Origin of the sequence: Zobellia galactanivorans (genome assembly GCF_000973105.1) — a bacterium.
Lineage (GTDB): Bacteria > Bacteroidota > Bacteroidia > Flavobacteriales > Flavobacteriaceae > Zobellia > Zobellia galactanivorans.
The window spans coordinates 4,443,583-4,469,950 of the sequence record NC_015844.1 but is presented as its reverse complement, the minus strand read 5'-3'; the positions used below and the strand labels follow the sequence as shown (position 1 = coordinate 4,469,950).

Here is a 26,368-nt window from a genome sequence, read left to right as displayed (position 1 = left end):
TTATTTAAGCCTACGTACCAAAATAGTCCAATCTAGCTGCTTTTTATCGGGAGACTTCCCTAGGTCGACCATACCTCCCCCTCTTACTTTCTTAACCTTCGATTTTTTGAGATCCCCTCCTTTTTTAGGATTGAACCAAAGTACCTCAAACTCTCCGGAAGCATGGGACAAATCTAGTTGGGCCGTAGGCTGTGAATTCAAGTATACCATATAGACCTCATTTTCCTTGGCCAAACAGTACACCGTGTTTTCATTCTTGCTATTGCCTACCAGATCATTTCTGTTTTCTGTTTCCCAGAAAGGAATATCGTTGTTTTTAAAGAAATTCATGGCATGTACCGCTTGATCCCAGAAGAGGTCCCTAGAACGATAATCTTCACAGGTAAGGTCTGAATGGGGATGCGCATATCCAAAATACCATTCATTGCCCCATCCGCCGGCCATAAAAGTGCCCCAAAGTGCATTTCTACGGGCATTATCATGATCCGGATCTTCTCCATCGGTAATCAATGAATGTTGTGCATCACCAGGTTCATCGACCGCTACGGCCCACTGGAAACCTGCTTTTTTAGAGGCGTCTAGCCAATGCAATACCGCCTTGTGAACCCTACTGAAATCTTCTTTGTTGGTCTGTACCGAAGGTCCCGTAAGACCACTGTCCGGTCCTAACAAATCATCAAACTCAATTCCGTTGTGGATGACCAAATGATGGTGATAGGGGTCGTTCTTTTTAAAATACGCGGTCATGGCCAAACGTTGTTCGGTTTCCTGCGGTGGTGTTGTAGGGTTGCTTACCCACTCCCCATTTTCCTCACAAAGATTCCAGTTCAATGCCAGGTGATGTCCGAAGCGCGCCATAAGCTCGCGGTAGTACAATTTCGTGTTCGCTCCTACCCCTCCATTGTCCAATAGACCTTGGTTTTCCACTTCAAACATCTTAAAGTGTAAAAACAATCCCAGTTTTTGGGCGTGCTCAAAAATAATTTCCCACTGGTCCATTTTCGAAATATCGATTCGATCATAGGTATCGTAATCGACATACGGAAAAACATTTTGATCGTCTCCAGCGATATTATTGGTCAAGAACGAAACGGAATTCAAGCCTTTAGACGCCAGGTAATTCAAGGCTCCGATAATGGCTTTCCCCTTTCCGTTTTTCCATGTGGGGTCGTTCTGCTTGTAATCTTGCAAGTGGGCCGACCAAGTTTTTACCATATTATCTTTATGTCCGTCGTTCTTAAAAGTTCCGTCAAGGTCGGCATACGATAGAAAATTCTCGGGAGCATCGGGGCCCTGTTTCAAGAAATACTCGCCAGTTTCTGCAAATTTCAAATAACGCTCGCCTACGTACTGCAACCTTCCTTTTGCCCTAAAATCGTTGCCGGTCTTATCGGTTTCATCTATTTTGAAGCTACCCGTTGCGCCATCCATATAAGAGCCGCTTAACCCTGTATTGGGCTTGGTGCTCACAGCGGCATAATTTCCCTTTCTAAAATCTACTTTATAGGTCCATTCACCTGTTTCATCGGGAGCAAAATGTACACGCCATTTGTTGCCTTCCTTGGCGGAAGACTGTCCGGCATCCCCATCGGCGGCATAATAGCCCGGTACCAAATATGATTTACCGCTCTGCTTATGGGTAAAGGTTACATTAAACCTATAGTTCATAAACGGATTGTAATCTGCATCCTCCGAAGTATTTGGACCGTCGAAGGTCAAGGTTACCTTGTGCCACTTCTTAAGCTCGCCCGTAATTTGCATCTGGGTTCGGGCTGCCATTTCTTGTTGTAATTCTTGTATCAATTTTTTACCCGTATCGGCCTTCACCAATACCAATCCGCTCCATCGGGCACGGCTAAACTCCTTACCGTCCCTGCTCTTGGGAACGGCCTTCACCCCAATAACATCATCGGTATTTAGCTTGATATTCGAGTATACCTTAACATATTCAAGTCCTTCCTCAAACATATTGCTGCTTAGGGGCGTTCTAAAATCTTGAAAATTTTGGTCGTTCTTTTTCAAGGTATAAACCGAGCGGCCATCGTTTTCACCTACGGTAAACAATACGACGTCATAGTCTCCTTGGGCTCCATCAAAAGCAAGGGAAGCTTCGGCCTCCTTAAATTTTTCAGGGTCTATGGCCAACCACTCCTTATCCTTATAAAAAGAGTTTTTTGTACTCTTGAACCATTGTGCCGGATATATTTTGGCACTTGGCCTCACATCCTTTACGGTAGCCAATAAACCTTTATAATCCGAAGAGCTGGCCTCTTCTTTCTGGGGATGGAAAGTCCTATCGGTGGTTAAAATAAATTGGTCCATTTCAAAACCGTCTTCACGCATACTGAACTGAATGTCGTGTTCACCGGCCTTATCTATATCGAGATAAATAAACCCTGGGATACCACAGTGCCTTTCCTCGGTGCGCTGGTTATTGCCCCAAGTCCAAGTATCTTTACCCTCGCACCATTGCATACGCTGCCCCGATTCAGGCCAGGTTCCATCAACACCCACGTGAACACCGTTATCTTCACTACCCGTGCTATAGGCCCGTACCCAAACGTAATATCTCCCCGGTGTAGAAAAATTGACCCTATAATGTAAAATACCGATTTTACCAGGCTCATTGGAGAAGTTGACCCCAACGATCAGTTTTTCGTCATGGTTGGTTCGCGTATCGGGTAAGATCTCTATATACTTACCGCCATTCGCCCCTTGGGTGTGTAAATCGCCGTCGTTGGCTTTTAAATCGGTGCTAAAGCCCTTATCGACCACAAACCATTTTCGTTGATCGGTATTGGTCTGCTTATAGAAATCTTCGGCTTCTACAACCACATGGCCTTTTTCCTCGGTATGCACCTTGACCTCTTGTTGATGGGGCTTAAATGCGGAAAAAAGGAAGCATAAGGCCGTCAGGGACCAAAAAAGCGTGAATTGTTTTTTCATGTGTCGTGGTTTCATAGGTTCATTGTTTTTGTGTTCATGTTTAATATCAACGCCGTAAAGGCTGGGTTCAGTTTTTTTTATTCTTATTTGTAGAATTCCGTATCACGATGAAGGAATTGAGCACCTTCTTTTCATAATTCAGCTTAAACTCGGTAGAGGGTTGCAGCAGTAGCTTCGCCGATTCTTGCCCCATAGCGAAAGCCGGTTGGTCGATACTGGTTAGGGAGGGTTCCAACAGCTCACCCACCGGTTCGTTGTTAAAACCTATAATGGAGAGTTGCTCTGGAATGGAAATCCCTCTTTCCTTTGCGGCCAACATAACACTGATGGCCATTTGGTCACTGAAGGCCAAGATACCGTCGGGATATTCCGACTGATAAAGCAGGTCCCTAGCGGCGCTCATCGCACTTTCGCGATCGAAGGTGCTGAACCTTAGCAAGCTTGCGTCTTGCCTTAGTCCGGCTTCCTTTAAGGCTTCCTTATAGCCTTGCGCCCTGTCTCGATTGATCTGAAGGATTTCAGGTCCGCCCAAATAGGCTATTCGTTCACATCCTATGGAAATCAAATGTTGTACCGCATTATAGGCGGCCAACCGGTTGTCTATCGTTACCTTATGGGTCAAGACCTCATTGCATTCCCTATTAAAGAAAACCAAAGGGACTCCATTTCGCTTCAACTTCTCAAAATGTCCAAAAGTTTTGGTCTCACTGGCCAAGGACACAATTACGCCCTTGACCCCGATATTGATCAGTTCGTTTACCAAATCTTTTTCGCGTTCACTCGATTCATTGCTTTGGCAAACGACAATGCGCATACCGAACTGCTCGGCTATTTGTTCAATACCACTGATAGCCGTTGCATATAGGTGATAACCGATCTTAGGAACGATAACCCCGATCAATTTAGAGGCACTTCCTTTTTTTAGCCCTAAGGTATCAATGGAGACATAGCCTAGTTCCTCGGCCGCACGTCGAACCTTTTCTTTGGTAAAACCGCTGATACGAGGGTTATCTTTTAACGCACGCGAAACGGACGATACCGATAAGTTTAACTTCTCGGCTATATCTTGTAAAGTGGCATTTCGTTTGTTCGGACGCTGTTTCAAAAGATATTCTTTAGCAAAATCAATTGAGCAAAATATTGCGCAATAATTTGTATTATTATCAAAATTGATAACCAAATTTACATATATTTGTCAAAAATACTTAATTAATCGATAAATTAACATTTAATATTTGTGCAAATTTGTGCAACAAAAATTTAGCTTTATTCAAGAACTATGGGCAAAACATATAAAATAGCCGTTGTAAAAGGAGACGGCATAGGATCCGAAATTGTACCAGCGGGCGTATCCGTATTAGAGGCCGTGGCAGCAAAACACAATTTTTCCCTAGACACTACCGATTTTTCATGGGGTGCCGGTCATTATTTAAAGCATGGGGAATTCATGCCCTCAGACGGCATAGAGCAACTAAAGGCCTTTGATGCCATATACTTTGGGGCGGTTGGCCTACCTGCGGTGGATGATACCCTTCCGGCAAGGGACTACACGTTTAAAGTACGTACCCAACTGGAGCAATATGTCAACTACAGACCGGTAAAACTTTTTTCCGGGGTAAAAAGTCCCCTAAGGGACAAAACCGAAAAAGACATCGATTTTGTCATTCTTCGTGAGAACAACGAAGGGGAATTTGTCCAAAACGGCAAAATACTTTACCCTGACACCCCCAATGGCGTCGCCGTCGACACCAGCATGGTCACCCGATTAGGCGTTGAACGTATCGCCCATTACGCCTTTAAATTGGCCCGCAAGCGCCGAAAGCACGTGACCAACGTAACCAAATCGAACACCTTGATCTACACCTTGGGCTTTTGGGACAAGGTCATAGCGGAGGTTGCGGAGCAATATCCTGATGTTACCTATACGAAAATGTACATTGACAATGCTTCGGCCAGCTTTGTTTTGAAACCTGAAGTTTTTGATGTTATCGTCACTACCAATATGATGGGCGACATCCTCTCCGATCTTGGCGGTGCCATAATGGGAAGCTTAGGCCTCGGCGGTAGTGGAAACATCAACCCTGAAAATAATTTTCCTTCAATGTTCGAGCCTATTCACGGTTCTGCACCCGATATTGCAGGACAGAACATTGCCAACCCTATAGGTCAAATCTGGTCCGCGGCCATCATGCTGGAACATTTGGGCGAATCAGAGGCTGCCCAGGATATTCTTGCCGGTATAGAACACACTACCGCCAAGGGCAATTTAACCAAGGACCTCAAAGGAAACGCCACAACTTCCGAAGTGGCAGAAAGTGTAGTCGCATTCATAAAGGCCAATTAAAACTGAATTCCCAAATGGGTGAAAAACGAATCATAGACCTAACACAGACCATTGGCAACCATATGCCCGGGGCATCCATAGAAAATGCTAAAACAGTAGCCGATGATGGATGGAACGCCACCACCTTGCACCTATACTCGCATAGTGGCACCCATATGGACGCCCCGATTCATTTTGAAACCACTGATCAGACCATAGACGAGTTGCCGGTAAGCCATTTTATTTCAGAAGCCTGGGTCGTAGATATCACTTCCATCTCCCCTAGCGAAGAAATAAAGGTTTCCCATTTGGGAGACGTGGCCCATTCGTTCAGAAAAGGGGAAAGCATATTATTGCGTTCCGGTTGGAGCAAGCGGGCGGGGACCGATAGTTATAGAAACAGCTTACCGCGTATCGGCAAGGAGCTCGCCCTTTGGCTCGGCAACAACGGCGTTAACATATTGGGCGTGGAACCCCCATCGGTGGCGGATGTCAACAATATTGAAGAGGTTACCGAAATACACACGATCTTATTTAAGAACAAGGTAATCATCATAGAAGGGCTAACCAACCTTGAGGCACTCTCAAAACCCAAGGTCACGCTCATCGCCCTTCCTTTGAAAGTAGCAAAAGGCGATGGCGCGCCGGCCCGGGTCATAGCTATAGAAACTGAAAATTAATGGAACAAACGGCAATTTTACGTTCGATTACGGAAGGTGATGCGCTACCCGGATACGAAAGGGCTATTCTTAAAGCGTTGGAGACATCCCCCAAAAGCATAGTCGTTCTAGATGATGACCCCACCGGTACCCAAACCATATACGACATACCGGTAATAACGGAATGGACCCAAGAGATCTTAGAACGGGAACTAGTTGATAACCGTATTTTTTTTATCCTGACCAACTCAAGAAGTTTACAGGCCGAAGAAGCCAACTCCCTTGCCGAATGCATCGGTCAACGCTTAAAGATAGCGGCCGACAAACTTGATAAGTCCGTTTTGGTAATCAGCCGTAGCGACTCCACCTTACGAGGCCATTATCCGAACGAGGTAGAAGCCCTGGTCAAGGGATTAGGGTGGAAAAACACCAAACAACTGTTGATTCCCGCTTTTTTTGAAGGGGGAAGATACACCTTCAATGATGTGCACTACGTTGCCGAAAAGCAACACTTTGTACCAGCTTCCAAAACACCGTTCGCCCAAGACAATACTTTTGGCTATTCTTCATCCAACCTTAAGGAATACATTCTCGAAAAGTATGGGCCCCGCATATCTCCCGATGAAATCGGGTCGATATCGCTAACCGACTTACGCGCATCGGATTTGACGAAGGTCCAAAAAGCTTTAACCTCTAAGACGAAAACACATTTTGTTGTCAACGCCACAAGTTATTCCGACTTACAGGCCATAGCCTTGTCCTGTCTTTTACATCAAGGCCATCTCGTTTTTAGAAGCGCCGCCTCCTTTGTCAACGCCTTGGGAGGAATCGCCCCTAAAAAATGCCTTGAAAAAGGCGAGATATTAAAGAACAAAGTTTCCTATGGAGCCCTGACCGTTGTCGGTTCTTACGTCCCCAAAACAACGGCCCAATTAAACTATCTCAAAAACAGAAGCTCCGCCCTCTTCCTTGAGCTGAACGCGAATTTGGTCTTCGACATAAATGCCTTTAGCGCCCAAATATCCGATTTGGCCGAACAAGCCGACAAGGCCATAGACAAGGGGCAAAACGTTGTAATTTACACCAGTCGCACCATCGTAAAGGGCGCCGATAAAAAAGAAAGCCTGGCTATTGTCAACGAAGTGGCGAACGGACTGAACTCCCTTATAAGACAGCTAAGGGTTCGGCCGCGATATATACTGGCCAAAGGAGGGATAACGTCTAGCGATATCGCAACCAAGGGTTTGGGTGTAAAACGCGCCATGGTTCTCGGACAGGTCATTAAAGGGGTTCCGGTATGGCAATTGGGAAATGAGTCGAAATTCCCTAATTTACCTTATATCGTTTTCCCTGGAAATGTTGGTGATGAAAAGGCAGTGGCCGAAGTAATAGAACTTTTGAATTAATAGATAAAGATGAAAGAACACGGTTATTTCCCTAAACGTTATTTTATGGTGGTCGGCACATTTTTGCTGGCCCTGCTTTTATATATTGACCGCATCTGTATTTCTGTTGCCAAAGACCCCATTTCGGAAGCCCTGAACCTCAGCGACAAACAAATGGGATGGATTCTAGCCTCCTTTTCCCTTGGCTATGCCTTTTTTCAAACCCCGTCGGGTATTTTGGCCGACCGCTTCGGGCCACGCCGGGTACTCACTATGATCGTAACCTTATGGTCGGTGTTTACCGCATTGACGGGAGCAGCATTTAATTTTATATCGCTTTTGATCGTACGTTTTCTCTTTGGCGCGGGTGAGGCGGGTGCCTTTCCCGGCATGTCAAGGGCCATTTTTAGCTGGATCCCCCTAAAGGAACGGGGATTGGTAACCGGCATCAATTTTTCCGGTTCTCGACTAGGTGCGGCCTTCGCCCTACCTGCCGTTGCCTGGATGGTAAACGACTTCGGATGGAGGATCACCTTTTTCATTTTAGGTGCCGTTGGCGTGCTCTGGGCATTGGCCTGGTACTTTTTATTCCGTGACACCCCCGAGGAACACAACGGTATTTCAAAGGTGGAAAAGGAATTTATCATTGCCTCCCGACAAAACAAAAAAGCTACAAAAACCAAGGAAAAAATACATTTCGGAACCCTGCTTAAATCAAGGAACATGTGGTTGGCCATGGGCCAGTACTTTGCCAGTAATTTCACCTTTTTCTTTGCCCTTACCTGGCTCTTTCCCCATATAAAGAGCGAATACGGACTAGAAACGGTCGAGGCCGGATTCTACTCGGCCATACCCCTCACTTTTGGGGCCATAGGCAATTGGGTCTCAGGCTGGCTGATCGACAGGATATTCAAAAACGGCAATTGGAACAAATCGAGAATATTGCCCGCATCTATCGGTTTTGGCCTTGCGGCCATTGGTCTTTTGGGAAGTATTTATATGGATTCGGCCGTTGGAGCCATTGTTTTTCTAAGTATCGCTATTTTTGGGGCGGACATGACCCTTCCCCCATCTTGGGCCTTTTGTGTTGATATTGGCCAAAAGCACTCGGGAACGGTATCGGGCACAATGAACATGGCCGGAAACATAGGAGCCTTTATTACAGCCCTATTATTCCCTTATTTATTGGCATGGACAGGTTCCACTACCCTATTTTTTATAGTAGGTGCGGCCCTCAACATTATGGCCATATTCATTTGGTACAATATGAAACCATCAAAACACTTTTCACTATACTAAAATGAAAAAGTTAACAGGAGTATGTATCGGGGCAGGTTATTTTAGTCAATTTCACTTTGATGCCTGGCAACGCATAGAGAATGTAGAGATTGCAGCCATTTGCGACCACCAACTCGCAAAGGCCCAAACCGTTTGTGACACCTATGGTTTCAAAAAGGCCTATGACGATGTGGTTACCATGCTCGAAACGGAAAAACCTGATTTCGTTGATATTATAACACCCCCTGAAACCCATTTAGAACTCTGTAAACTTGCCATTGCAAACGGAATCGATATCATCTGTCAAAAACCCTTGGCCCCTACTTATGGGGAGTCCGTTCAAATAGCAGAAATGATAAAAAGCTCGGGAGTCCGTATGATGGTACACGAGAATTTCCGGTTTATGCCATGGTACCGCGAAATCAAAAAGCTATTGGAACAGAATACAATAGGCGACAAAATACAGACCATTCAACTTCGTATGCGCATGGGAGATGGCTGGCAAGACGACGCCTATATGAACCGACAACCTTATTTCCGTAAAATGGACCGCCTGCTTATCTATGAGACCGGTATCCATTTTATTGACGTCTTCAGCTTTTTGGGAGGAAACATCAAAAGTGTTTACGCCAAGTTACGCACCTTGAACCCCAATATTAAAGGGGAGGATTTTGCTTGGGTAAATTTTGATTTTGAAAATGGAACCCTAGGCTTTTTAGATGCGAGCCGTTATAACGAAAATACGGCCGAAGACCCCAGGTTGACCTTTGGCTCGGTACTGATCGATGGTCCCAAGGGCAGCATAAGGCTCTATGACGACGGCACCATTACCGTGCAGCCCCTCGGCAAAAAAGAAACCAAGCACACCTACCACTTTGAGAATAAGAACTTTTCGGGCGATTGTGTCTTCGCCACACAATCACATTTCATAGAACGACTGTGCGATAACAAGCCCTTTGAAACGGAGGTATCTAAATACCTAAAGAACATAGAGGTTCAAGATGCCATCTACCGTTCCAACGATGAAAAATCGCCTGTCAACATCGCGTAAACACAATATTTCCGCACTTTTTACATTTGTATAAGATAGAGGCATACCTTTGCCCAGTATCTTTGTTGATACATCTTACATAAGTCTATAGAATTCAATCCGCCCGATCTTGAAGAGGATATTATTAGCCCTTTGCGTGTTTACCGCTATATACGCTCGATCACAAGAAAGTTATAGCCGTACCCTAAGGCTTATGGGCAGCAGGTTCGACATCACCGTTGTCGATACCGATTCGACCAAGGCCCATAGATATATTGATATGGCCGTTGCCGATATTTCAAGAATTGAAAAATTGATTTCTTCTTGGGACAGTCTGTCGCAGACCTCACGAATCAATAAAAACGCAGGAATCAGACCGGTAAAAGTCGACAAAGAACTGTTCGACCTTATCGAACGGTCCCTTGCCATTAGCCAACTCACCGACGGTGCTTTTGACATTAGTTACGCCTCCATGGATGCCCTTTGGAAGTTTGACGGGAGTATGACCACAATTCCCGCCCCCGAAGCCATAAAACGATCCGTTTCTAGAGTCGGTTATAAAAAAATCGTTTTAAACAGAGAAAACCGCACCGTCTTTCTAAAGGAAAAGGGCATGAAAATAGGTTTTGGGGGCATAGGGAAAGGCTATGCGGCCGACCATGCCAAAAAAATGCTCATGAGCGAAGGTGTGGTTTCCGGTATCATCAATGCCTCTGGCGATATGAACACATGGGGCAAACAAGCAAACGGCGAGCCTTGGAAAGTGGCCATCACCAATCCGATGGATAAAAATAAGGTGTTTGCACTGCTTCCCATACAACACGGAGCCGTTGTAACCTCTGGCAATTACGAAAAATACGTAACGTTTAACGGTATTCGTTATTCCCATATCATCGACCCGAGAACAGGCTATCCGTCCGCGGGCATCATCAGCGCAACCGTATTCGCCCCAAAAGCCGAACTTGCCGACGCCTTGGCCACTTCGGTCTTTGTTATGGGGAAGGAAGTCGGGCTTAACAGAATCAACCAGATACCGAATGTTGAATGCATTTTAATTGACGGGAAAGGAAACATCCATACATCCGACAAAATAGAAATAGAAAAATTATGATCGCTCGATTTTTGACAGTAGTATTGTTTATCATAACCCTAAACAGTTGTGTGGTGGTAAAAGAGTACGATAAAGTAAACCTCAACGATCCCGATATGGCCCTGTCGGACAAAAAGTGCGACCGAAATGTAACGATCGCGCATTCATATCGCGAAGCGGCCGCAGGGGCAAATGGAGGAAAAACCGGTGGCGGATGCGGCTGTAACTAAAAAAGTGTCAGATATGACGATCCACATAAAAAATATACTCCTGATCTTGCTGGTTTTCGCTTTTGCCGAAGCAAGGTCACAAGAAGAACCCACCTACAAAAAACGGGTTCTTGAGAGTACCGAAGTCGATATTTTATCAAGCTACTACTCGCAAGATGGAGATAATGCAGCGGTCAGTGGCGGCATTGGAACAGAAGAGCTAACGGATATTACCGGTACCATAGTAGTATCGATACCCTTGAACGACGATGATGTCTTGACCATAGATGCAGGCGTATCGGCCTATACCTCGGCCTCTTCAAGCAATGTCGATCCGTTTGACGGAAAAGGTAGCGCCAATGCATTTGTGGCCAGTAGCGGGGCCTCAAAAGCCGATAATTGGGTCAACCTAAAAGGTAGTTATACCCATAGTTCAGATAACAGGAACGATGTTTGGTCGGCCAGCGCTTCGCTCGCTTCGGAATACGATTACTTCTCTTTGGGATTTGGCGGGAGCTATTCCAAACTATTCAATGAAAAAAATACTGAAGCCAGTATAAATGCCAATGTCTTTTTGGATAGCTGGACTACCGTTTACCCAATAGAACTTCGTCCTTTTTCCGATGGAGGGCTAGGTTTTTTCAGACCCGACGAAATTTCAGGAAACCCAAATTACAGTCCACAATTCACGGAGTTAACAAAGAAGAACAGAAACTCATACTCCATGGGTTTTGGACTTTCGCAAATATTGCACAAGAATGTTCAGGGATTGGTATCGATAGACCTCGTGCAACAACAAGGCCTACTTTCCACGCCTTTTCAAAGGGTTTATTTCAGCGATGTAGCGGATAGCTTTATTGAAGATTTCCATCTCGCCGACGATATCGAACGCCTTCCTGACAACCGCTTCAAAATCGCTATAGGAGGCCGTTTGAACTGGTATGTGAACGAAATACTGTCGCTACGCACCTATTATCGCTATTACTTCGATGACTGGGGCATCAACTCACATACGGCAAGCGTTGAAATCCCCATAAAACTATCGGATAAGTTTACCGTATATCCTTCCTATCGTTTTTACAATCAAACGGCAGCGGATTACTTTGCACCCTATGAAACCCATTTGTCTACCGAAAATTTTTACACTTCGGACTACGACCTTTCTAAGTACAATGCGCATCAATATGGTTTAGGCGTATCTTATACCGATATTTTTACCCAACTACATATTTCTAAATTCGGACTAAAAAGTATCGACCTTAAGTTCTATCGATACGATCGCGACACCTCCTTTGGCTATCAAATTGTTACGGCTGGTTTCAACTTTGTAATGGATTAAAAGACAAGAAAAGTCTATACTTCAAAATCGGGAAGCACTACCTTACATCTTTCAAGCCATAGTAGATAATTTTATGGATTGACCGAGGTAGGGCAATCGCTCCGACAGGCTCAAAGGAAAAGATCCTCCTATGCCGCCTTTCTTCAGGGTTCCAAAGCGTTTCCAATAGATAAGGTCAGCTTATAAAATTTGAACGGCGTTCAAATGGCCCTCGAAACGAATTTGAAACCCTATTGGAAAGTATATGGGCAAAAGTTTTACAATTGGGCAAGGTAGGGAGTTCACCATAATTTCATTTCTTTAGGAGGCCATTCTTTGGCAGCCCTACGGCTTACGCCCCGTATCAATGAGGAAATAGAATATAATTTTCCCTTAAAAAAGATATTTGAATTGCCTACTATTGCAGAATATTTAAAATATATAGAAGAGACCTTAACCTTTTTATTAAAGGAATAGAACGTACCCGTTCAAGATTACGTAAACTTCCTCGAGGCAAGCCTCGGAGCATTTAATCTCGATTATCGAGTAAAATAGGATTGTATGCATTGCGCCAAACAAAATTCGGCTAAAGTCCTAAAATCAAGGCTTATCAAATATATGGCCTTGATTATTGCGCTCTGTTATATCATCAATCCTTTACACCAGCAAATCCAAACCGTACTTCACGAGGTCTCGCATATATTAACAATTCATGATAACCTTATTTCCCATGCTTCGGTTACGGAAAAACACCATCGGGCCCACCAACATTCCGGTCAAGAAACACTTCACCAACACGAATTCATCGATGTTTTTAGCGCACTCTTTGATGCATCCGACGAAGAGGGGCATCACGATGAAGAACTGCACGCCGATTTTAAATTCGACAAACACCTGGTCAAAGATTCTGACGACTACGACAGTATTGTATTCACAGAACCACGAACCACTTATTTTTGTTTCGACAACTTTCTAGAATCAAGCTACTACAATGCCATAGAAGAGCCACCGAAACCTATCCGGCCATATTTTTTTTGATATAAGACCCTATAGATCGGGGCTTACAATATACCGTACACACCGCTTTTCTTTATTGTGGTGGTGTGCCTATGGCTTCTATTTTATACATCAAACTATACACGATGAAAAAACAGATTATATATATATTATTAATGCTTTTTTGTACTAGCACTTATGCCCATGACCTGAACGGCAAAGTACTAAGCGAAAATAAAACCGCCTTAGAAGGTGTCGGGGTCTATAACAAGACTACAGGCGGGTATACCTACACCAATGTTTCAGGATATTTTGAACTGGACGATATTTCGGTCGGTGATGTGATTTACTTCTACAGTTTGGGCTATAAAAACCAACAGCTTACTATTACCGAGGCCCAATTGAATAGCACAGTAGAAATCATCCTTCAAGAATCGGCCGTCTCACTCGACCAAGTCGTATTGGTTTCAAAAGTAAATGCGCTGAGCAATTTTGTCAATGTAGACGTAAAGGCAAATCCCGTAAAATCTTCACAAGAAATATTGCGAAAAGTACCGGGGTTAATTATAGGGCAGCATGCCGGTGGAGGAAAAGCCGAACAAATATTCTTAAGGGGATTCGATATCGACCATGGAACCGATTTGGCCATAAATGTAGACGGACTTCCCGTAAACATGGTATCGCATGCGCACGGACAGGGTTATTCCGATATGCATTTCATTATCCCAGAAACCATAGATAACATCGACTTCGGAAAGGGGCCCTATTATGTCCACAAGGGAAATTTCAATACGGCCGGCTACGTCGATTTGAAAACGAAACGAAAAATCGATAAGAATACGGTCTCCCTTGAGCTAGGACAGTTTAATACACTCCGTACCCTAGGTATGTTCAAAGTTGCCGAAAGCGACTTTAGCAACGCTTATTTGGCTTCTGAGCTGGTTCTGACCGATGGTCCTTTTGAATCATCGCAAAACTTCAATCGCATCAATATTATGGGACGATACTCATTCAATAATAGAAAAGATCAGGACCTGACCCTTACCCTATCGCACTTTCAAAGTAAATGGGACGCTTCGGGCCAGATACCACAACGTAGCGTTGACGCGGGTAGCATCAGTAGGTTTGGGGCCATTGATGATACGGAGGGAGGAAATACCAGCAGGAGCAACCTTCTTTTGAACCATACCAAACAGCTTGATGAGCATTCAAGGGTAAAATCTAAAGCCTATCTGACCCAATATGACTTCGAGCTTTTCTCCAATTTTACATTCTTTTTGGAAGACCCCGTAAACGGCGACCAAATAAGGCAATCTGAAGACCGCACCATAATCGGGGCCGAAACCAGTTACGAGCATTCCGTTCATATTGGTGATCACGATTCACAGTTCAAGTACGAGTCCGGTATAGGGTTTAGGTACGATGATGTCAATGACGTTCAACTCTCCCGTACCAAGAATCGCCAAACCCTATTGGAGCGACTGGCTTTCGGCGATGTTGACGAACTTAATGCCTACGGTTTTTTTGATATCACCTACAAGAAAAACAAATGGACCCTGAACACAGGGCTCAGGTTAGACTATTTTAAGTTCGATTATATCGATAAACTTTCCGAAACCTACGATAGCAAAAGTGAAAACAAACTTTTTCTCGGGCCCAAACTCAATATCATCTATGCCCCCACGTCAAACTTGCAATTATTTGCCAAGTCAGGTATAGGCTATCATTCAAACGACACCCGAGTGGTTACAGCCAACAATGGCAAGGAAATTTTACCCTTGGCCTATGGGGCGGACCTGGGTGCTATTTATAAACCCATAGACAGACTTGCGATCAATGTAGCCCTATGGTCCCTCTTCCTTGACCAGGAATTCGTTTACGTTGGCGATGCGGGCATCGTTGAACCCAGCGGAAAAACCAAGCGCCTTGGGCTAGATTTCGGTTTAAGATACCAACTTACCGACTGGCTCTATGCCAATGGTGATATCAACTATACCTACGCGAGAAGTAGTGAAGACCCAAGCGGTCAAGACTATATTCCCTTGGCCCCCGACCTAACGTCTTCGGCGGGACTCTCCTTTAGTAATATCAATAATTTTTCAGGAGGGATCAATTATAAGTTCGTGAAGGATAGACCTGCCAACGAGGATAATTCCATTGTGGCGGAAGGATATTTTGTAACCGACTTGAACATCAACTATTCCATTAAGAATTGGACCTTGGGCATAATTGTAGAAAACTTGTTTGACACCGAATGGAACGAAACCCAATTTGCCACTGAAAGTCGACTTTTTAACGAAACCGAACCCGTAGAAGAAATTCATTTTACTCCGGGTACACCCTTTTATTTAAGGGGAAAAGTTTCGGTCACCTTTTAGTTTTTTCAATTTTTATACAAACGATGGTAAGGTGAATTCACCTTACCATCGTTTTTGTTTTTAAGACCGATCAAAGTTTTTAAGAATTGTTCCGATTATAGCGGTTCTAACTTATCTTTGTATAGAACCAAACAAAACATCATAAATATCGGCATTGTCCGTTATACCTCTTACGATACTAACGAAACCCTTATAAATGTTTCACTTTTTCAGTAAAAAGAAATTCTTGTCCGATTACCTAGAAGGGTTTATCGATATCCATAACCACATCTTACCGGGTATTGATGATGGGGCCAAAACCGTAGACGAATCGATTGGCCTTATCAAAGCATTTTCCGAATTGGGCGTAAAGCATTTTATTGCCACCCCACATATCATGTCTAACTATTACCCCAACACCAAAGAGACGATTCAGGCCGCCCTATCGGAATTAAAGAATGCCCTTTTACAAAATGGATTGACAGATATTTCCATAGAGGCATCGGCCGAACATATGATCGATGACAATTATGAATTTTTATTGGAGAGCTCGGGCGTAATGCCCATGAAGAAGGACTATCTTCTTGTAGAAATGTCCTATTTGCAGCCACCTATAAATTTTGATGACGCCATTATAAAGACGGCCTCCAATCGATTTTTTCCGATTCTGGCCCACCCGGAGAGATATGGCTTTCTACACCATCGAATGAAACGATATAACCAATACAAAGACAATGGGATATTGTTTCAGATGAACTTATTGTCGCTGAGCGAGTATTACGGCAAGGAAGTGCCAAAAGTAGCCCATGAACTTTTAGAAAACGGTTTCATCGATTTCCTGGGTTCGGATATACATAACATGAATCAATTCAACGCCCTTAAAAAACTTACGGTATCGAAAAAGACCTTGGAGCAGTTATTACCATTGATCAATAATACCATCGAGACCTTTTATTAAGATAGGTCAAATCGAAGGAAAGAAATTTCGCGTATTCAAACAAAAAAGCCGCTGTATAGCGGCTTTTTTTATATTCAGTTCAAAATAATCTAATTCTTCACCAGGAACTTTATGGTAACCGGGTCACCCATATTGTTCACTATGTTCAGGAAGTAAATACCATCCCTTAACAGATAAACGGGTATGTTATAGGCATTATCCCCGGAAAGAACAATATCCTCGGCACTAATATCGCTAATCAATCGTCCTTGTTGATCGTGCAAATTAACCCCCAGCATCATAAAGTCAGCAGGTTGGTTGAGCACCCGAACGCTTACGACGCCTTCGGTAACGGGGTTGTCTTTTAAAATATACCCCATCTTATCCCCTTCAAGGGTTTCCGAAACGATTATGGTCACCGTTGCGGTATCGGTAACCCCTTCAGCATCGGTAACGGTGAGCTCTACATTGTAAGTGCCGTTTTCAACAAAGGTATTAGCAGTATCCGAATCGGTCGATGTTTTTCCATCTTGAAAATCCCATAAATAACTAACGACATCACCGAATGACTTACTACCCGTAAAGGTTACTTCTAGTGGCGCACTTCCTTCGGTAGGAGCCGCTTCGGCAACAGCCAAAAGTCCATTTTCATTTACAACAGTAACCGTAACGGTATCAGAATCCGATTCTCCCTCATCATCGGTAACGACAAGAGTAAATACATAGACTCCGGCACTCAAATTGCTAACGGTCAAACTTGCCGTATCGGCTCCACTCAACGTTGCCAAATCAGGTCCGCTTTTTTGGGACCAAGCATAAGAAACTTCTCCTCCATCAGGATCCGATCCAAACCCGGTAAGCACGACATTGCTTATTGGCAAGGTCAATACTTGGTCATCACCGGCATCGGCCGTAGGTGCCCCTTCCACTACCGGTTCAATTATTTCAATACCTGATATTTTCGGGTATTCTGTGACCGGTGTCAAGGTAATGGTCAAACTGCCATCCGTAACATTTATACCGCTAAAGGTCTCTATTACGGCCGTTGCCGCACCTCCAGCCGCTACAAAAATATCGTAGTTTTCCTTTTGCTGCTGACCTTCAACATCGATATTAAAAATACGTGATCCAGCTCCTCCTGCAGCTCCTCCTGCCACACCATAATATATCTCCGCAAAATGGAGATTGACACTAAGCTCTCCGTTATTCACAGGAATCTCATAAATCAGGCTTCCGGTAGCGCGGTAACGTTCGGTTTGATACAGTTGATCATTCTCCGTATTGGCTATATCTATAATATTCGTTATCGTTCCCCCTCCATTATAATACTGATCTGCAGACCAACTATTTCCGTCAAAAGTAAAATTTGGTCCTCCCGCATTAACACGGGATACTGATGTTTGACTATCACTTACCGTAATAGTCACATCGTCAAACGCCGTATCCCCTTCATCATCCGTCACACTCAAACGAAAAACGTAAATGCCTTCTACCAAGCCGTTGATGGTTACATTTTGAGTATCGGTATTACTCATACCGGTATCGTTTGGCCCACTCACTTGCGTCCACTGAAATGCAACAATATCCCCGCCATCAGGGTCACTTCCTTGACCATTCAGCTTTAAGCTTACCCCGGGAAGAACGGTTCTGTCATCACCCGCATTAGCTATAGGCCGATCATCTTCTGGCCGTATGGTGGTATTTTCATAAATTCTTGGTCTGTTATCGTTTCTCCAACCATTTGAGATAATATCCAAATCGCCATCATTATCAATATCAACAACCCTTGCCCCATCATGATGTTCCAAAGGACCTCCTGCGTCAAGAACCTTAAGGTTAAATTCCCCGGAACCACAAAGGTCGTTTTCAAAGGCTATTAGACGATGACTACCTCTCCACTCTCCTACGATAATATCTTGGTCGCCATCAAAATCAATGTCGGATGCAAATACACTGAGACTTCCTTTTATATCCGTATCCAATAGGTGTCTAATCCATGGTTGGGTCGGATCGGAAGGCGCTTCAAACCAAGCAAATTCATCTCTCGCGGGATCAGAGGTATCTGCACTTAGTTGCCCCACCACGGCATCTAAATCACCGTCACGGTCAAAATCGGCTAATTGGGCACGGTCAGGTGTCGACACATAGCTTATACCCGTATCGAAAATTTCAAAATTTCCACTACCGTCATTTCGTAGCCAGTTCACTCCTTGAAATAAATCCAAATCCCCATCACGGTCAATATCCCCGGCTTGAATATCTTCTCCAGAAGACTCCCCCTCTTCACTAATATCCACTAAACTCCATGTTCCTTCGGTCGGATTGGCCGAGGGGGTAAGCATTTGAATCGGTGCTTTGGTTTTTTCGGCCCCATTCCAGTTAATGGCCATTTGATAAGGGCCATTTACACTAAAGACCCCTCCAGCCAAGCCTGCCACAAATGGTTCCCAATATCCGGTATTACCGGCCGGGATGTTATTATAGATCGTAAAGTTACCGGCGCCATCACCTTTTGCCCAAAGAAGAACCTCACTCTCATATTGACTATCGGGAGCAATACCTAAGGCCGTTCCCAATAAATCGTAATTGCCATCCCCATCAAAATCATACACATGAACTACGTTTCCAAAGTTTTCTCCAATATCGTTTCGTATCCAATCCCCGCTTACAGAGCCTGGGTTCTTATACCACCAACTACCGGTTACAATATCCTTTAGACCATCTCCGTCAAAATCATATTTGGCGAATGTATATACCGAAGGATAAGGCAGTGAAGATTCTTCCAGTTGCTTTACGGACCAGGATTCGGGAAATGGAGTTTCATTACAAGTTATCTGACCGGTAACGTTGACGACAACTTCGTCATAGATGCCCGTACCTGTATGGTCTGCATTAAAAAGTTCCACTTTAATCGTATGCTGCCCAGCTCCGTATCCATCGATAGGAATAGGGTCATAACCATAATACTTGTCGACCAATGTACCATTGACAAAATAATGTACATGGGTATCCCCTTCGTTTATCACCCAGTTTTCTACGGCAAAAGCCACCTGAAAAGGTTCATTTACCTCCCAGCCGTTCATTGGGGAAGTAATAGTTATTTTGGGCCTGCTCTCCTCCCCTACAAAAGTATCAGGAGGCAAAACTTCTATCCCCGATAATTTTGGGTTTTCTTCTATGGCGGTAAACGAGATGCTAACAAAACCATCCGTTACCGATATATTATCGATTTCCTTTCGTAATGCTGTCGCTGCCTCTACTTCCGAGAGGATATCAAAATTCGTGAGTACCGGTTTATTCTCTATGGAGATATTGAACACTCGACTTCCTTGTCCTCCCGGTCTACTACCTACACCAAAATAAAGCTCCGCAAAATGTAGGCGGATATCATACTCACCTGATGCCGGCACCGGTATTTCGTACGAAAAGGTACCATATCTTTCGGTTTGGTAGAGTGTATCGTCGGTAGTACCATTTATAGGTATGGCCGCATCAAACTGATTTCCCCCACTTGCGTAGGTATCCGCTAAAAATATCTGGTCATCAAGAACGGTCTGATCCCCCCCAACATTGATTCGAATTGCATTTATCGTAGAAAGGGAATGATCCTCCGCAACAATAGAAATGCCCGAAGTATTCTTTACGTTCTTTATATTGATTTCATAGGTGATGCCCGAATCTAAAGAAGAGGTAGACAGAATAACAGTTCGATTATCGGACAAAAGCTCTGCCGAACTTATGGTCACTCCATTATTTATAGTATAATTGGATAGTTGTTCGGCCGTAGATGCGGTAACATATTCAGAAAATACAACTCGAACCTCTGTCGGAGTGTTTACCCTTACCGAGTTCACCAAGGGGGGTGACATATCTACAGAAACTCCCGCCCCTACAAATTCGATGAAATTTATATCAAAACTGTTTTGCTGGCTTGTCGGATTTTTAAAAACAAAGTACAAATCGTGCTTTCCTCCCGGTTCCACAAAATTGGTCTCAACATATTCCCAATTTGAGGCCCCTCCTGTATTTGGTACATTTGAAGTCGCTAAAAGTGTACCGTTGGTACTATCTAAGCGAAGTTCAATACTTCCTCCGTCATTATTGGAAGCTACGTAGTATTTTACAGAGGAAATATTGGCCAAGTTCCTTCCCTCCAAAACAATATAACTATTATGGTTGACTCGAATGGCCCCTTCGCCCCCTTCAAGCGGATCGGTATTGTCTATTAACTGAACCCCACTTTCTTGATCATAAAATTCAGCCTCTTTTCGTTTGGGGTGCAATTGAATTTGACCAAAGGAAACAAGGTTGCCTTGGTCTTTGTAATTACTTCCCAAAACATAGTAAAGATCATCGCCCCCATCAATATTATGACCACTATATTCCAAGGTATAGTCTCCGGGACAGCCATCCAATGTGTTCCCATCGTGAAAATGATTTAAATGGCCCAAGGAAGGAATAATATCCACATCCTTACAATCAATCCCCCCACCTGAGGTACTTCCATCTTCGGCATCGCTAACCTCCAAATCTATCGTAATATCGTCACCCCATCCGACCAAACCTCCGTCGGGCGGAGAATTGAAAGTAAATTCAGCTTTGGTATTTCCTGCGTATATCGTTATATTTTTAACCCCCTGTGCCCCGTCACCATCAATTACTTTTAACTGGGCATTATATATACCTTCCGTGGTATAGGTATGCTGGGTTTGCGTTACTCCCGATACTTTGGGGCTCCCATCGCCGAAATCCCATTCATATACTAAGCCGGTATCCCCGTCCGGATCATAGGTGCCATCACTAGAAAAGTTGACCGTTAGGTTTAAGGCTCCACTGGTAACATCGGCTTCGGCCAAAACTATTGGGGGAGAATTGGTAACGATACCGGTATAATCAACCCTTACCAAGCGACCACTACCATCCCCATCTTCACAACAGCCTACCCCATATTCCAAAATATACATATGCCCATCAGGGCCAATTCCCATGTCGATATAACCATCCTCAGCATTTGTCGGAAAAACAGAGGGGGCCAATTGTTCGGTGCTCAAAATCGTACCATTTGCGTCCATCTTTACGGCATATACCTTACTATCATTAAAGTTATAATAGAACAAGACCCCGTCAAAAGCGGCGGGAAGTCTTTGCTGATCGCTCAAATTCGGATCGTAGTAATAACGAGGCCCAGAAAATATGGACCATTTACTACCATTTCCCCTCTTAAACTCCATCCAAGAGCCCACGGCGGGCGGCAAATCCTCTAATCCCGTATTCCAGGTCGAAACATTTTTTGGGGAGTTGGGATTATTATACACAGGGGTAGCATGACTTATTTTATAAGGCTCATTTTTTCCGGAAAAATAGGGCCACCCATAATTACCCGCTTCCTTGGTCAGGTTCATTTCGTCCATACCGACCGGCCCTTCCCCATTCTCCCCCGAGTCATTAGCATCAGGTCCTACCTCTCCCCAAAAAATCCAATCGTTGTTCTCTTTATCGATAAAAAAGCGGTAGGGGTTTCTAGCCCCCATGACATATATTTCAGGTCGGGTATTTGGTGTACCTACTGCAAACAAATTGCCAGTAGGTATATCATAAGTACCATTAGGCAATGGCTTGATACGTAAAATTTTCCCCCTTAAATCATTGGTATTCGACGAACTTTTTTCTGCACTATTTGGACTATAGCCCTCATGTATTGCTGCATAGCTCCCATGATTGGTATTATCTCCCGTAGAAATCAATAAGTTACCTTGCGAATCGAAGCCCATATCCCCTCCGGCATGATAACTCGTTTTTCGCTGCGTCTCCCACTCCAACATATTTTTTTCCGAAGACAGATCAAGGAGATCTCCATTCATTGTAAACCTGGAAATCCTATTCTTGTCTTCGTTCTCAAGGGAGTAATAAATATAGACCCAATTATTAGTCTCAAAATTAGGATCAAAGGCCATGGCCAAAAGGCCGTCTTCAGCTCCGTGATACACAGGTATGGTTCCCGCACTTACCGTTGTAAAAAGCTCGGGTTTATGAATAAAAATCTCTCCGAACCGATCTAAAACGAATATTCGACCATCGGGAGCGAATTCCATAGAAGTCGCATTGGTAAAACCCGAATGCAACTCTACTAACTGAAACTCATCGGGCAATTGTGCCCCGACACGAAAATTCCCCGCAAAAAAGATGATCAAACAAGTAATTAAAAAACTTGTTACGTAATTTTTTTTCATATCAAATAGTGTTTGCTTTTTCCTAATTCCTGTGTCTTACACAGCCAACAAATATAATCTATTAACACCCTGAGGGTTGAATACCCTACTTCTTTTCGTTAAAAGCGGGCTGAACTTCGGTAAATGACAAAGCCTAGCTTAAACTGATGATTCACCAAACTTTACACATACACCACATACCTCTTTCCATATACTAAGAAGAGGGGTTCTGTTTACTGTTAAGTTCTCTAGGGGAAGATTTCTATATACGCGCGAAAATAGGTGTTTTTTTAAAAGATCTTTACCCTCGAATGTTAAGAAGTTCTCCATTCAAGGTATAAAAATAAAAACCCTGAATAAATTCAGGGTTTTTATTACTTTTTAAGATGTTTTTTCCTTAAAATTTCCACCATTTCTTTTGGGTCTTACCATAGCCGTAGCCATATTTACCACCGTATCCTAAATTAGAAGCGTCTACATCATTCACTACAAAGGACAAACCTTTGATTTTTCCTTCCTGTTGCAATTTTAACGGGAACTCGACCGCACTGATTTCAGTAACCCCGGCTCGAGTAACATATACCAATAAATCGGCATAATCACTTATTAGCAAGGTATCGGTCACCACCATTAAAGGCGCGGTATCCACAATAACATAATCATACGCTTTTGATACCTCGGTCAATAAGTCCTCTACCCTTCCACTCATGAGCAATTCCGCCGGATTGGGAGGGATACGCCCTGAATAAATAACATCTATGGTATTTTGGTGAACCAACATAGGGTTGACAATATCTTTAACATTCAATGTATTATCATAGAGATATTCGGTCAACCCAGCATCCTTATTCCTACTAGGTTTGGCCATTTTATCAATATCCCCACTTGTAAAAAAGCTATACAATTTAGGATTTCGTATGTCCGCACCTACCAAGAGTACCCTTTTATTGGTACTGGCCAAAATCATGGCCAGATTGGTTGAAAGAAAAGTTTTTCCTTCTCCCGGAACACTTGAAGTAACATACACCACATTGCCTTTTCCATCTTTCTTCTTGGTCTTTAAAATATAGTCAAGATTCGTACGGATTATCCTTAAGGATTCGGCCAAAACCGAGCGATCTTCCTTTACGACCAATTTTTCGTCTTTTTTACCTATACTAGGTAGTTCCCCAAGTACCGGCACATCACTCACATACTTCTCCAAAGAATGCATATTATGGATTTTATTGTCCAATAAGTCCTTAACATATATAATAGAAAATGGAATAAAAAGACCAAGAATAAAGGAGGCCAAATAAATTATATTCTTTTTGGGAGAAACCGGCATTTTACTAACCGCATAGGCCTTATCGATAATTTTTGATTTAGGTGAGGTTGAGGCGACCGCAATTTGTGACTCCTCGCGCTTTTGCAACAAATAGAGGTACAAGGATTCTGTCGTTTGTTGCTTTCGGGTTATGTCCCTTAAGGCTTTTTCATTGGCCGGGGCCGAATAAATCTTGGAATTGAATCGCGCTTGTTGTCCACTTAGAGAATTAACGGTCATTCCTAGGTTGTTGACCGTACTACTTAGGCTCGACTGCATACTGCGCTTTAAACCGGCTATTTGCTGGTCTAAGTTTACGATTACCGGGTTCTTTTCATTCGAACTCTTCAGCAGTCTTTTTCGCTCCAAGACCAACTGGTTGTAACGATCAGTCGTACTCGCTATCGTAGGGTCAGAAAGCCCTATATTGGTAGGCAGTACTTCATAGCCATCTTGCTGCTGAACAATTTCCTGCATGGAAGCGGCCATATTAAGTTGATTCCGCGCATTCGCCAGTTCTTGCTGGTTTGCTACCCCTACATTTAAATTAATATTGGCTTCGGACGCAATATCGGTAACCCCCTTTTCCGTCTTAAAATCCTTGGCAGACTGATCCACATTAGAAAGCCGCGTAGCAATATTCGCAATACGCTCCTCTATAAAATTTGAGGTTCTATCCGCTATGATTTGCTTGTCTTCTATGGCATTCCTATTATAAACACGTACCAAGGCATCCAAAATATCCTTGGCCTTCTCCTGAATCGCATCCTCCATCTGAATATTCAAGATATTCGAATATTCATCCACGGAACTTACCTGTAAACGTCCTCTATAGGACTGTGCTGTATCGTCAATCGGTTTGATAGAAACACGCAAGGTTTTATCCCTATAATTTTCTAACGTCGCCACATTGGGCGTAATAACAATATCCCCAATGGGAGTTGAAATATTCTTGCCAAAAGCATAAATCTTCACCGGCTTGTCTTCCTGTTCTGTATAACCAAAGGTGGTCGAAGATGAAATGGTAAGAAAGAAATTCAAATTTGCCCGGTTTATAACCGAATCAGGGGCGATAAAGTTTATTTTTACAGGAGGGTTCTTATAGAGTTCCGACTCTATAATATTACCTTGAACGTAAATTTTTGTACTCAACCCCAACTCCTTAACTACTTCTACCCAATTGGATCTCGAATTGATAATTTGAATTTCATCCTCTACCTTCGTTGTTTGTCCTCCAAAGACTTCCAAATCCCGAAACATATCGAGCTCTGAACCCGAACTTTTTTCATCCAAAATCTGAATTTGGGTCTGCACCGCAAACTTCGGGGTAGCATACCTAATATTAACATAGGCAAGCAACAAGGCAAATACGACCGAGAACAAAAACCATTTCCAGTATGCCGTATAGGTATTGAGTATTTCCTTAAAATCAAATGAATTATTTGACATAGAATTCTGGGTATTCAAGCTCATTTTATGCTTTTAGTAAATATTAGTGTCTTCAAATTAATTACGCGTAATCAATAACACCGTAGAGGTAATCAACAAGGAAGCAACGGAGACATAAATGGATGCCCGATTATCCAAGGTAGAGGATTTGATGGCCGAATTGTTCGGCTCTACATAGACTATATCATTTTGGGTCAGATAATAGACGGGCGAACTTAGGGCTTCCTTTTTTGTCAAGTCGATACGCGTGTACACCTTGGTACCATCAAAGTCCCGAATGACCATTACGTTTTCCCGCTTCCCTTTAATGGTCAGGTCACCTGCCAATCCTAAAGCCTCCATAATAGTAATCCGCTCCCCATCTACTGGATAGGTCCCTGGACGATTCACCTCGCCTAAAACCGAGATACTAAAGTTTCTTAGCCTGATATTAATAATCGGGTCTTTCAGATAATCCGAAAGCCTATCCCTAAGCAAAACCCTGACTTCCTCCCCTGATAAGCCGGCAATTTTTATTTTTCCTATTACCGGAAAATCAATTTCCCCTTCCTTATCAACCAAGTAATCCACTTGTTCCGGGCGAATTCCACCTTCGGAACTCCCTCTAAACAGATTAAATGGAGCGCTCGCCTCACTGTCTAAAGTGGACACAAAAATACTCACTAAATCATCTACCTTAAACTTAGGGGTAAAACTATTCTTATCGACCAAGGTTTCAAAGTCTCCCGTATTTTGAAAATAAACCACTTCTTTTCTTGTGGCACATGAAGAAAGTAGAACGGCTGACAATACCAAAAGGGGTATAATCGACCTTAAAGAACTAGTAATCGCGGTAAGACTTCGTTTTTTCATAGACATAGTGTTTCAAATTTTGGT

Annotated in this window: 16 protein-coding genes and 1 pseudogene; 12 read left to right on the top strand and 5 right to left on the bottom strand. The window is 43.4% G+C overall.

The features are described 5' to 3' along the window. Together ZOBGAL_RS23760 and ZOBGAL_RS17885 are read right to left on the bottom strand one after the other, a co-directional pair. Entirely contained in the window at nucleotides 1-2,946 is a 2,946-nt protein-coding gene (locus ZOBGAL_RS23760) for a DUF5060 domain-containing protein (protein ID WP_197541277.1), read from the bottom strand. A 67-nt stretch (nucleotides 2,947-3,013) separates the two neighbouring features. Further along, nucleotides 3,014-4,051 (bottom strand): LacI family DNA-binding transcriptional regulator, encoded by a 1,038-nt coding sequence (locus ZOBGAL_RS17885; protein ID WP_046288060.1) that lies wholly within the window; start codon nucleotides 4,049-4,051, stop codon nucleotides 3,014-3,016. A gap of 174 nt (nucleotides 4,052-4,225) precedes the next feature. On the opposite strand from ZOBGAL_RS17885, the gene ZOBGAL_RS17880 reads away from it, so the two are divergent. From ZOBGAL_RS17880 to ZOBGAL_RS17835, 12 genes and pseudogenes are all read left to right on the top strand, one after another. Then, nucleotides 4,226-5,290 carry a tartrate dehydrogenase gene (locus tag ZOBGAL_RS17880; RefSeq protein ID WP_013995126.1) on the top strand — a complete coding sequence of 355 codons (1,065 nt, stop codon included), beginning with the start codon at nucleotides 4,226-4,228 and terminating at the stop codon, nucleotides 5,288-5,290. 14 nt (nucleotides 5,291-5,304) lie between these two features. Next, nucleotides 5,305-5,949: a cyclase family protein gene (locus tag ZOBGAL_RS17875; RefSeq protein ID WP_013995125.1), complete on the top strand. Its 645-nt coding sequence runs from the start codon at nucleotides 5,305-5,307 to the stop codon at nucleotides 5,947-5,949. After that, the gene (locus ZOBGAL_RS17870) at nucleotides 5,949-7,334 is read left to right on the top strand and encodes a four-carbon acid sugar kinase family protein (RefSeq protein ID WP_013995124.1); all 1,386 of its coding nucleotides are present in this window, start codon (nucleotides 5,949-5,951) and stop codon (nucleotides 7,332-7,334) included. Before ZOBGAL_RS17875 ends, ZOBGAL_RS17870 begins: the two co-directional genes overlap by 1 nt. A gap of 9 nt (nucleotides 7,335-7,343) precedes the next feature. Next, nucleotides 7,344-8,612, top strand: coding sequence for an MFS transporter (locus ZOBGAL_RS17865; protein WP_013995123.1), 1,269 nt, complete (start codon nucleotides 7,344-7,346; stop codon nucleotides 8,610-8,612). A 1-nt stretch (nucleotide 8,613) separates the two neighbouring features. Beyond that, nucleotides 8,614-9,642 (top strand): Gfo/Idh/MocA family protein, encoded by a 1,029-nt coding sequence (locus ZOBGAL_RS17860; protein ID WP_013995122.1) that lies wholly within the window; start codon nucleotides 8,614-8,616, stop codon nucleotides 9,640-9,642. A gap of 109 nt (nucleotides 9,643-9,751) precedes the next feature. Beyond that, nucleotides 9,752-10,732, top strand: coding sequence for an FAD:protein FMN transferase (locus ZOBGAL_RS17855; RefSeq protein WP_046287581.1), 981 nt, complete (start codon nucleotides 9,752-9,754; stop codon nucleotides 10,730-10,732). Next, nucleotides 10,729-10,941 (top strand): DUF4266 domain-containing protein, encoded by a 213-nt coding sequence (locus ZOBGAL_RS23215; RefSeq protein WP_013995120.1) that lies wholly within the window; start codon nucleotides 10,729-10,731, stop codon nucleotides 10,939-10,941. The genes ZOBGAL_RS17855 and ZOBGAL_RS23215 overlap by 4 nt, the downstream gene beginning before the upstream one ends. 13 nt (nucleotides 10,942-10,954) lie before the next feature. After that, on the top strand, nucleotides 10,955-12,259 hold the full coding sequence (locus ZOBGAL_RS17850) for a DUF3570 domain-containing protein (protein ID WP_046288058.1): 1,305 nt from the start codon (nucleotides 10,955-10,957) through the stop codon (nucleotides 12,257-12,259). Nucleotides 12,260-12,550: 291 nt separating this feature from the next. Further along, a pseudogene (locus tag ZOBGAL_RS24080) lies at nucleotides 12,551-12,715 on the top strand (phosphopantetheine-binding protein); the annotation flags it as partial. An 84-nt stretch (nucleotides 12,716-12,799) separates the two neighbouring features. Further along, entirely contained in the window at nucleotides 12,800-13,276 is a 477-nt protein-coding gene (locus ZOBGAL_RS17845; RefSeq protein WP_013995117.1) for a hypothetical protein, read from the top strand. A gap of 104 nt (nucleotides 13,277-13,380) precedes the next feature. Beyond that, nucleotides 13,381-15,612 carry a TonB-dependent receptor gene (locus tag ZOBGAL_RS17840; protein WP_013995116.1) on the top strand — a complete coding sequence of 744 codons (2,232 nt, stop codon included), beginning with the start codon at nucleotides 13,381-13,383 and terminating at the stop codon, nucleotides 15,610-15,612. Between the two features lie 196 nt (nucleotides 15,613-15,808). Further along, the gene (locus ZOBGAL_RS17835; RefSeq protein WP_013995115.1) at nucleotides 15,809-16,549 is read left to right on the top strand and encodes a tyrosine-protein phosphatase; all 741 of its coding nucleotides are present in this window, start codon (nucleotides 15,809-15,811) and stop codon (nucleotides 16,547-16,549) included. A gap of 89 nt (nucleotides 16,550-16,638) precedes the next feature. On the opposite strand, the gene ZOBGAL_RS23980 is transcribed toward ZOBGAL_RS17835, so the two are convergent. The 3 genes from ZOBGAL_RS23980 to ZOBGAL_RS17820 all read right to left on the bottom strand — a co-directional run bounded on the left by ZOBGAL_RS23980 (nucleotide 16,639) and on the right by ZOBGAL_RS17820 (nucleotide 26,344). Continuing rightward, complete coding sequence (locus tag ZOBGAL_RS23980) at nucleotides 16,639-22,758, bottom strand: malectin domain-containing carbohydrate-binding protein (RefSeq protein WP_013995114.1); 6,120 nt, start codon at nucleotides 22,756-22,758, stop codon at nucleotides 16,639-16,641. Between the two features lie 376 nt (nucleotides 22,759-23,134). Further along, nucleotides 23,135-25,516, bottom strand: coding sequence for a GumC family protein (locus tag ZOBGAL_RS17825; protein ID WP_013995113.1), 2,382 nt, complete (start codon nucleotides 25,514-25,516; stop codon nucleotides 23,135-23,137). A gap of 33 nt (nucleotides 25,517-25,549) precedes the next feature. Then, nucleotides 25,550-26,344 (bottom strand): polysaccharide biosynthesis/export family protein, encoded by a 795-nt coding sequence (locus tag ZOBGAL_RS17820; protein ID WP_046287580.1) that lies wholly within the window; start codon nucleotides 26,342-26,344, stop codon nucleotides 25,550-25,552. Nucleotides 26,345-26,368: the final 24 nt, after the last annotated feature.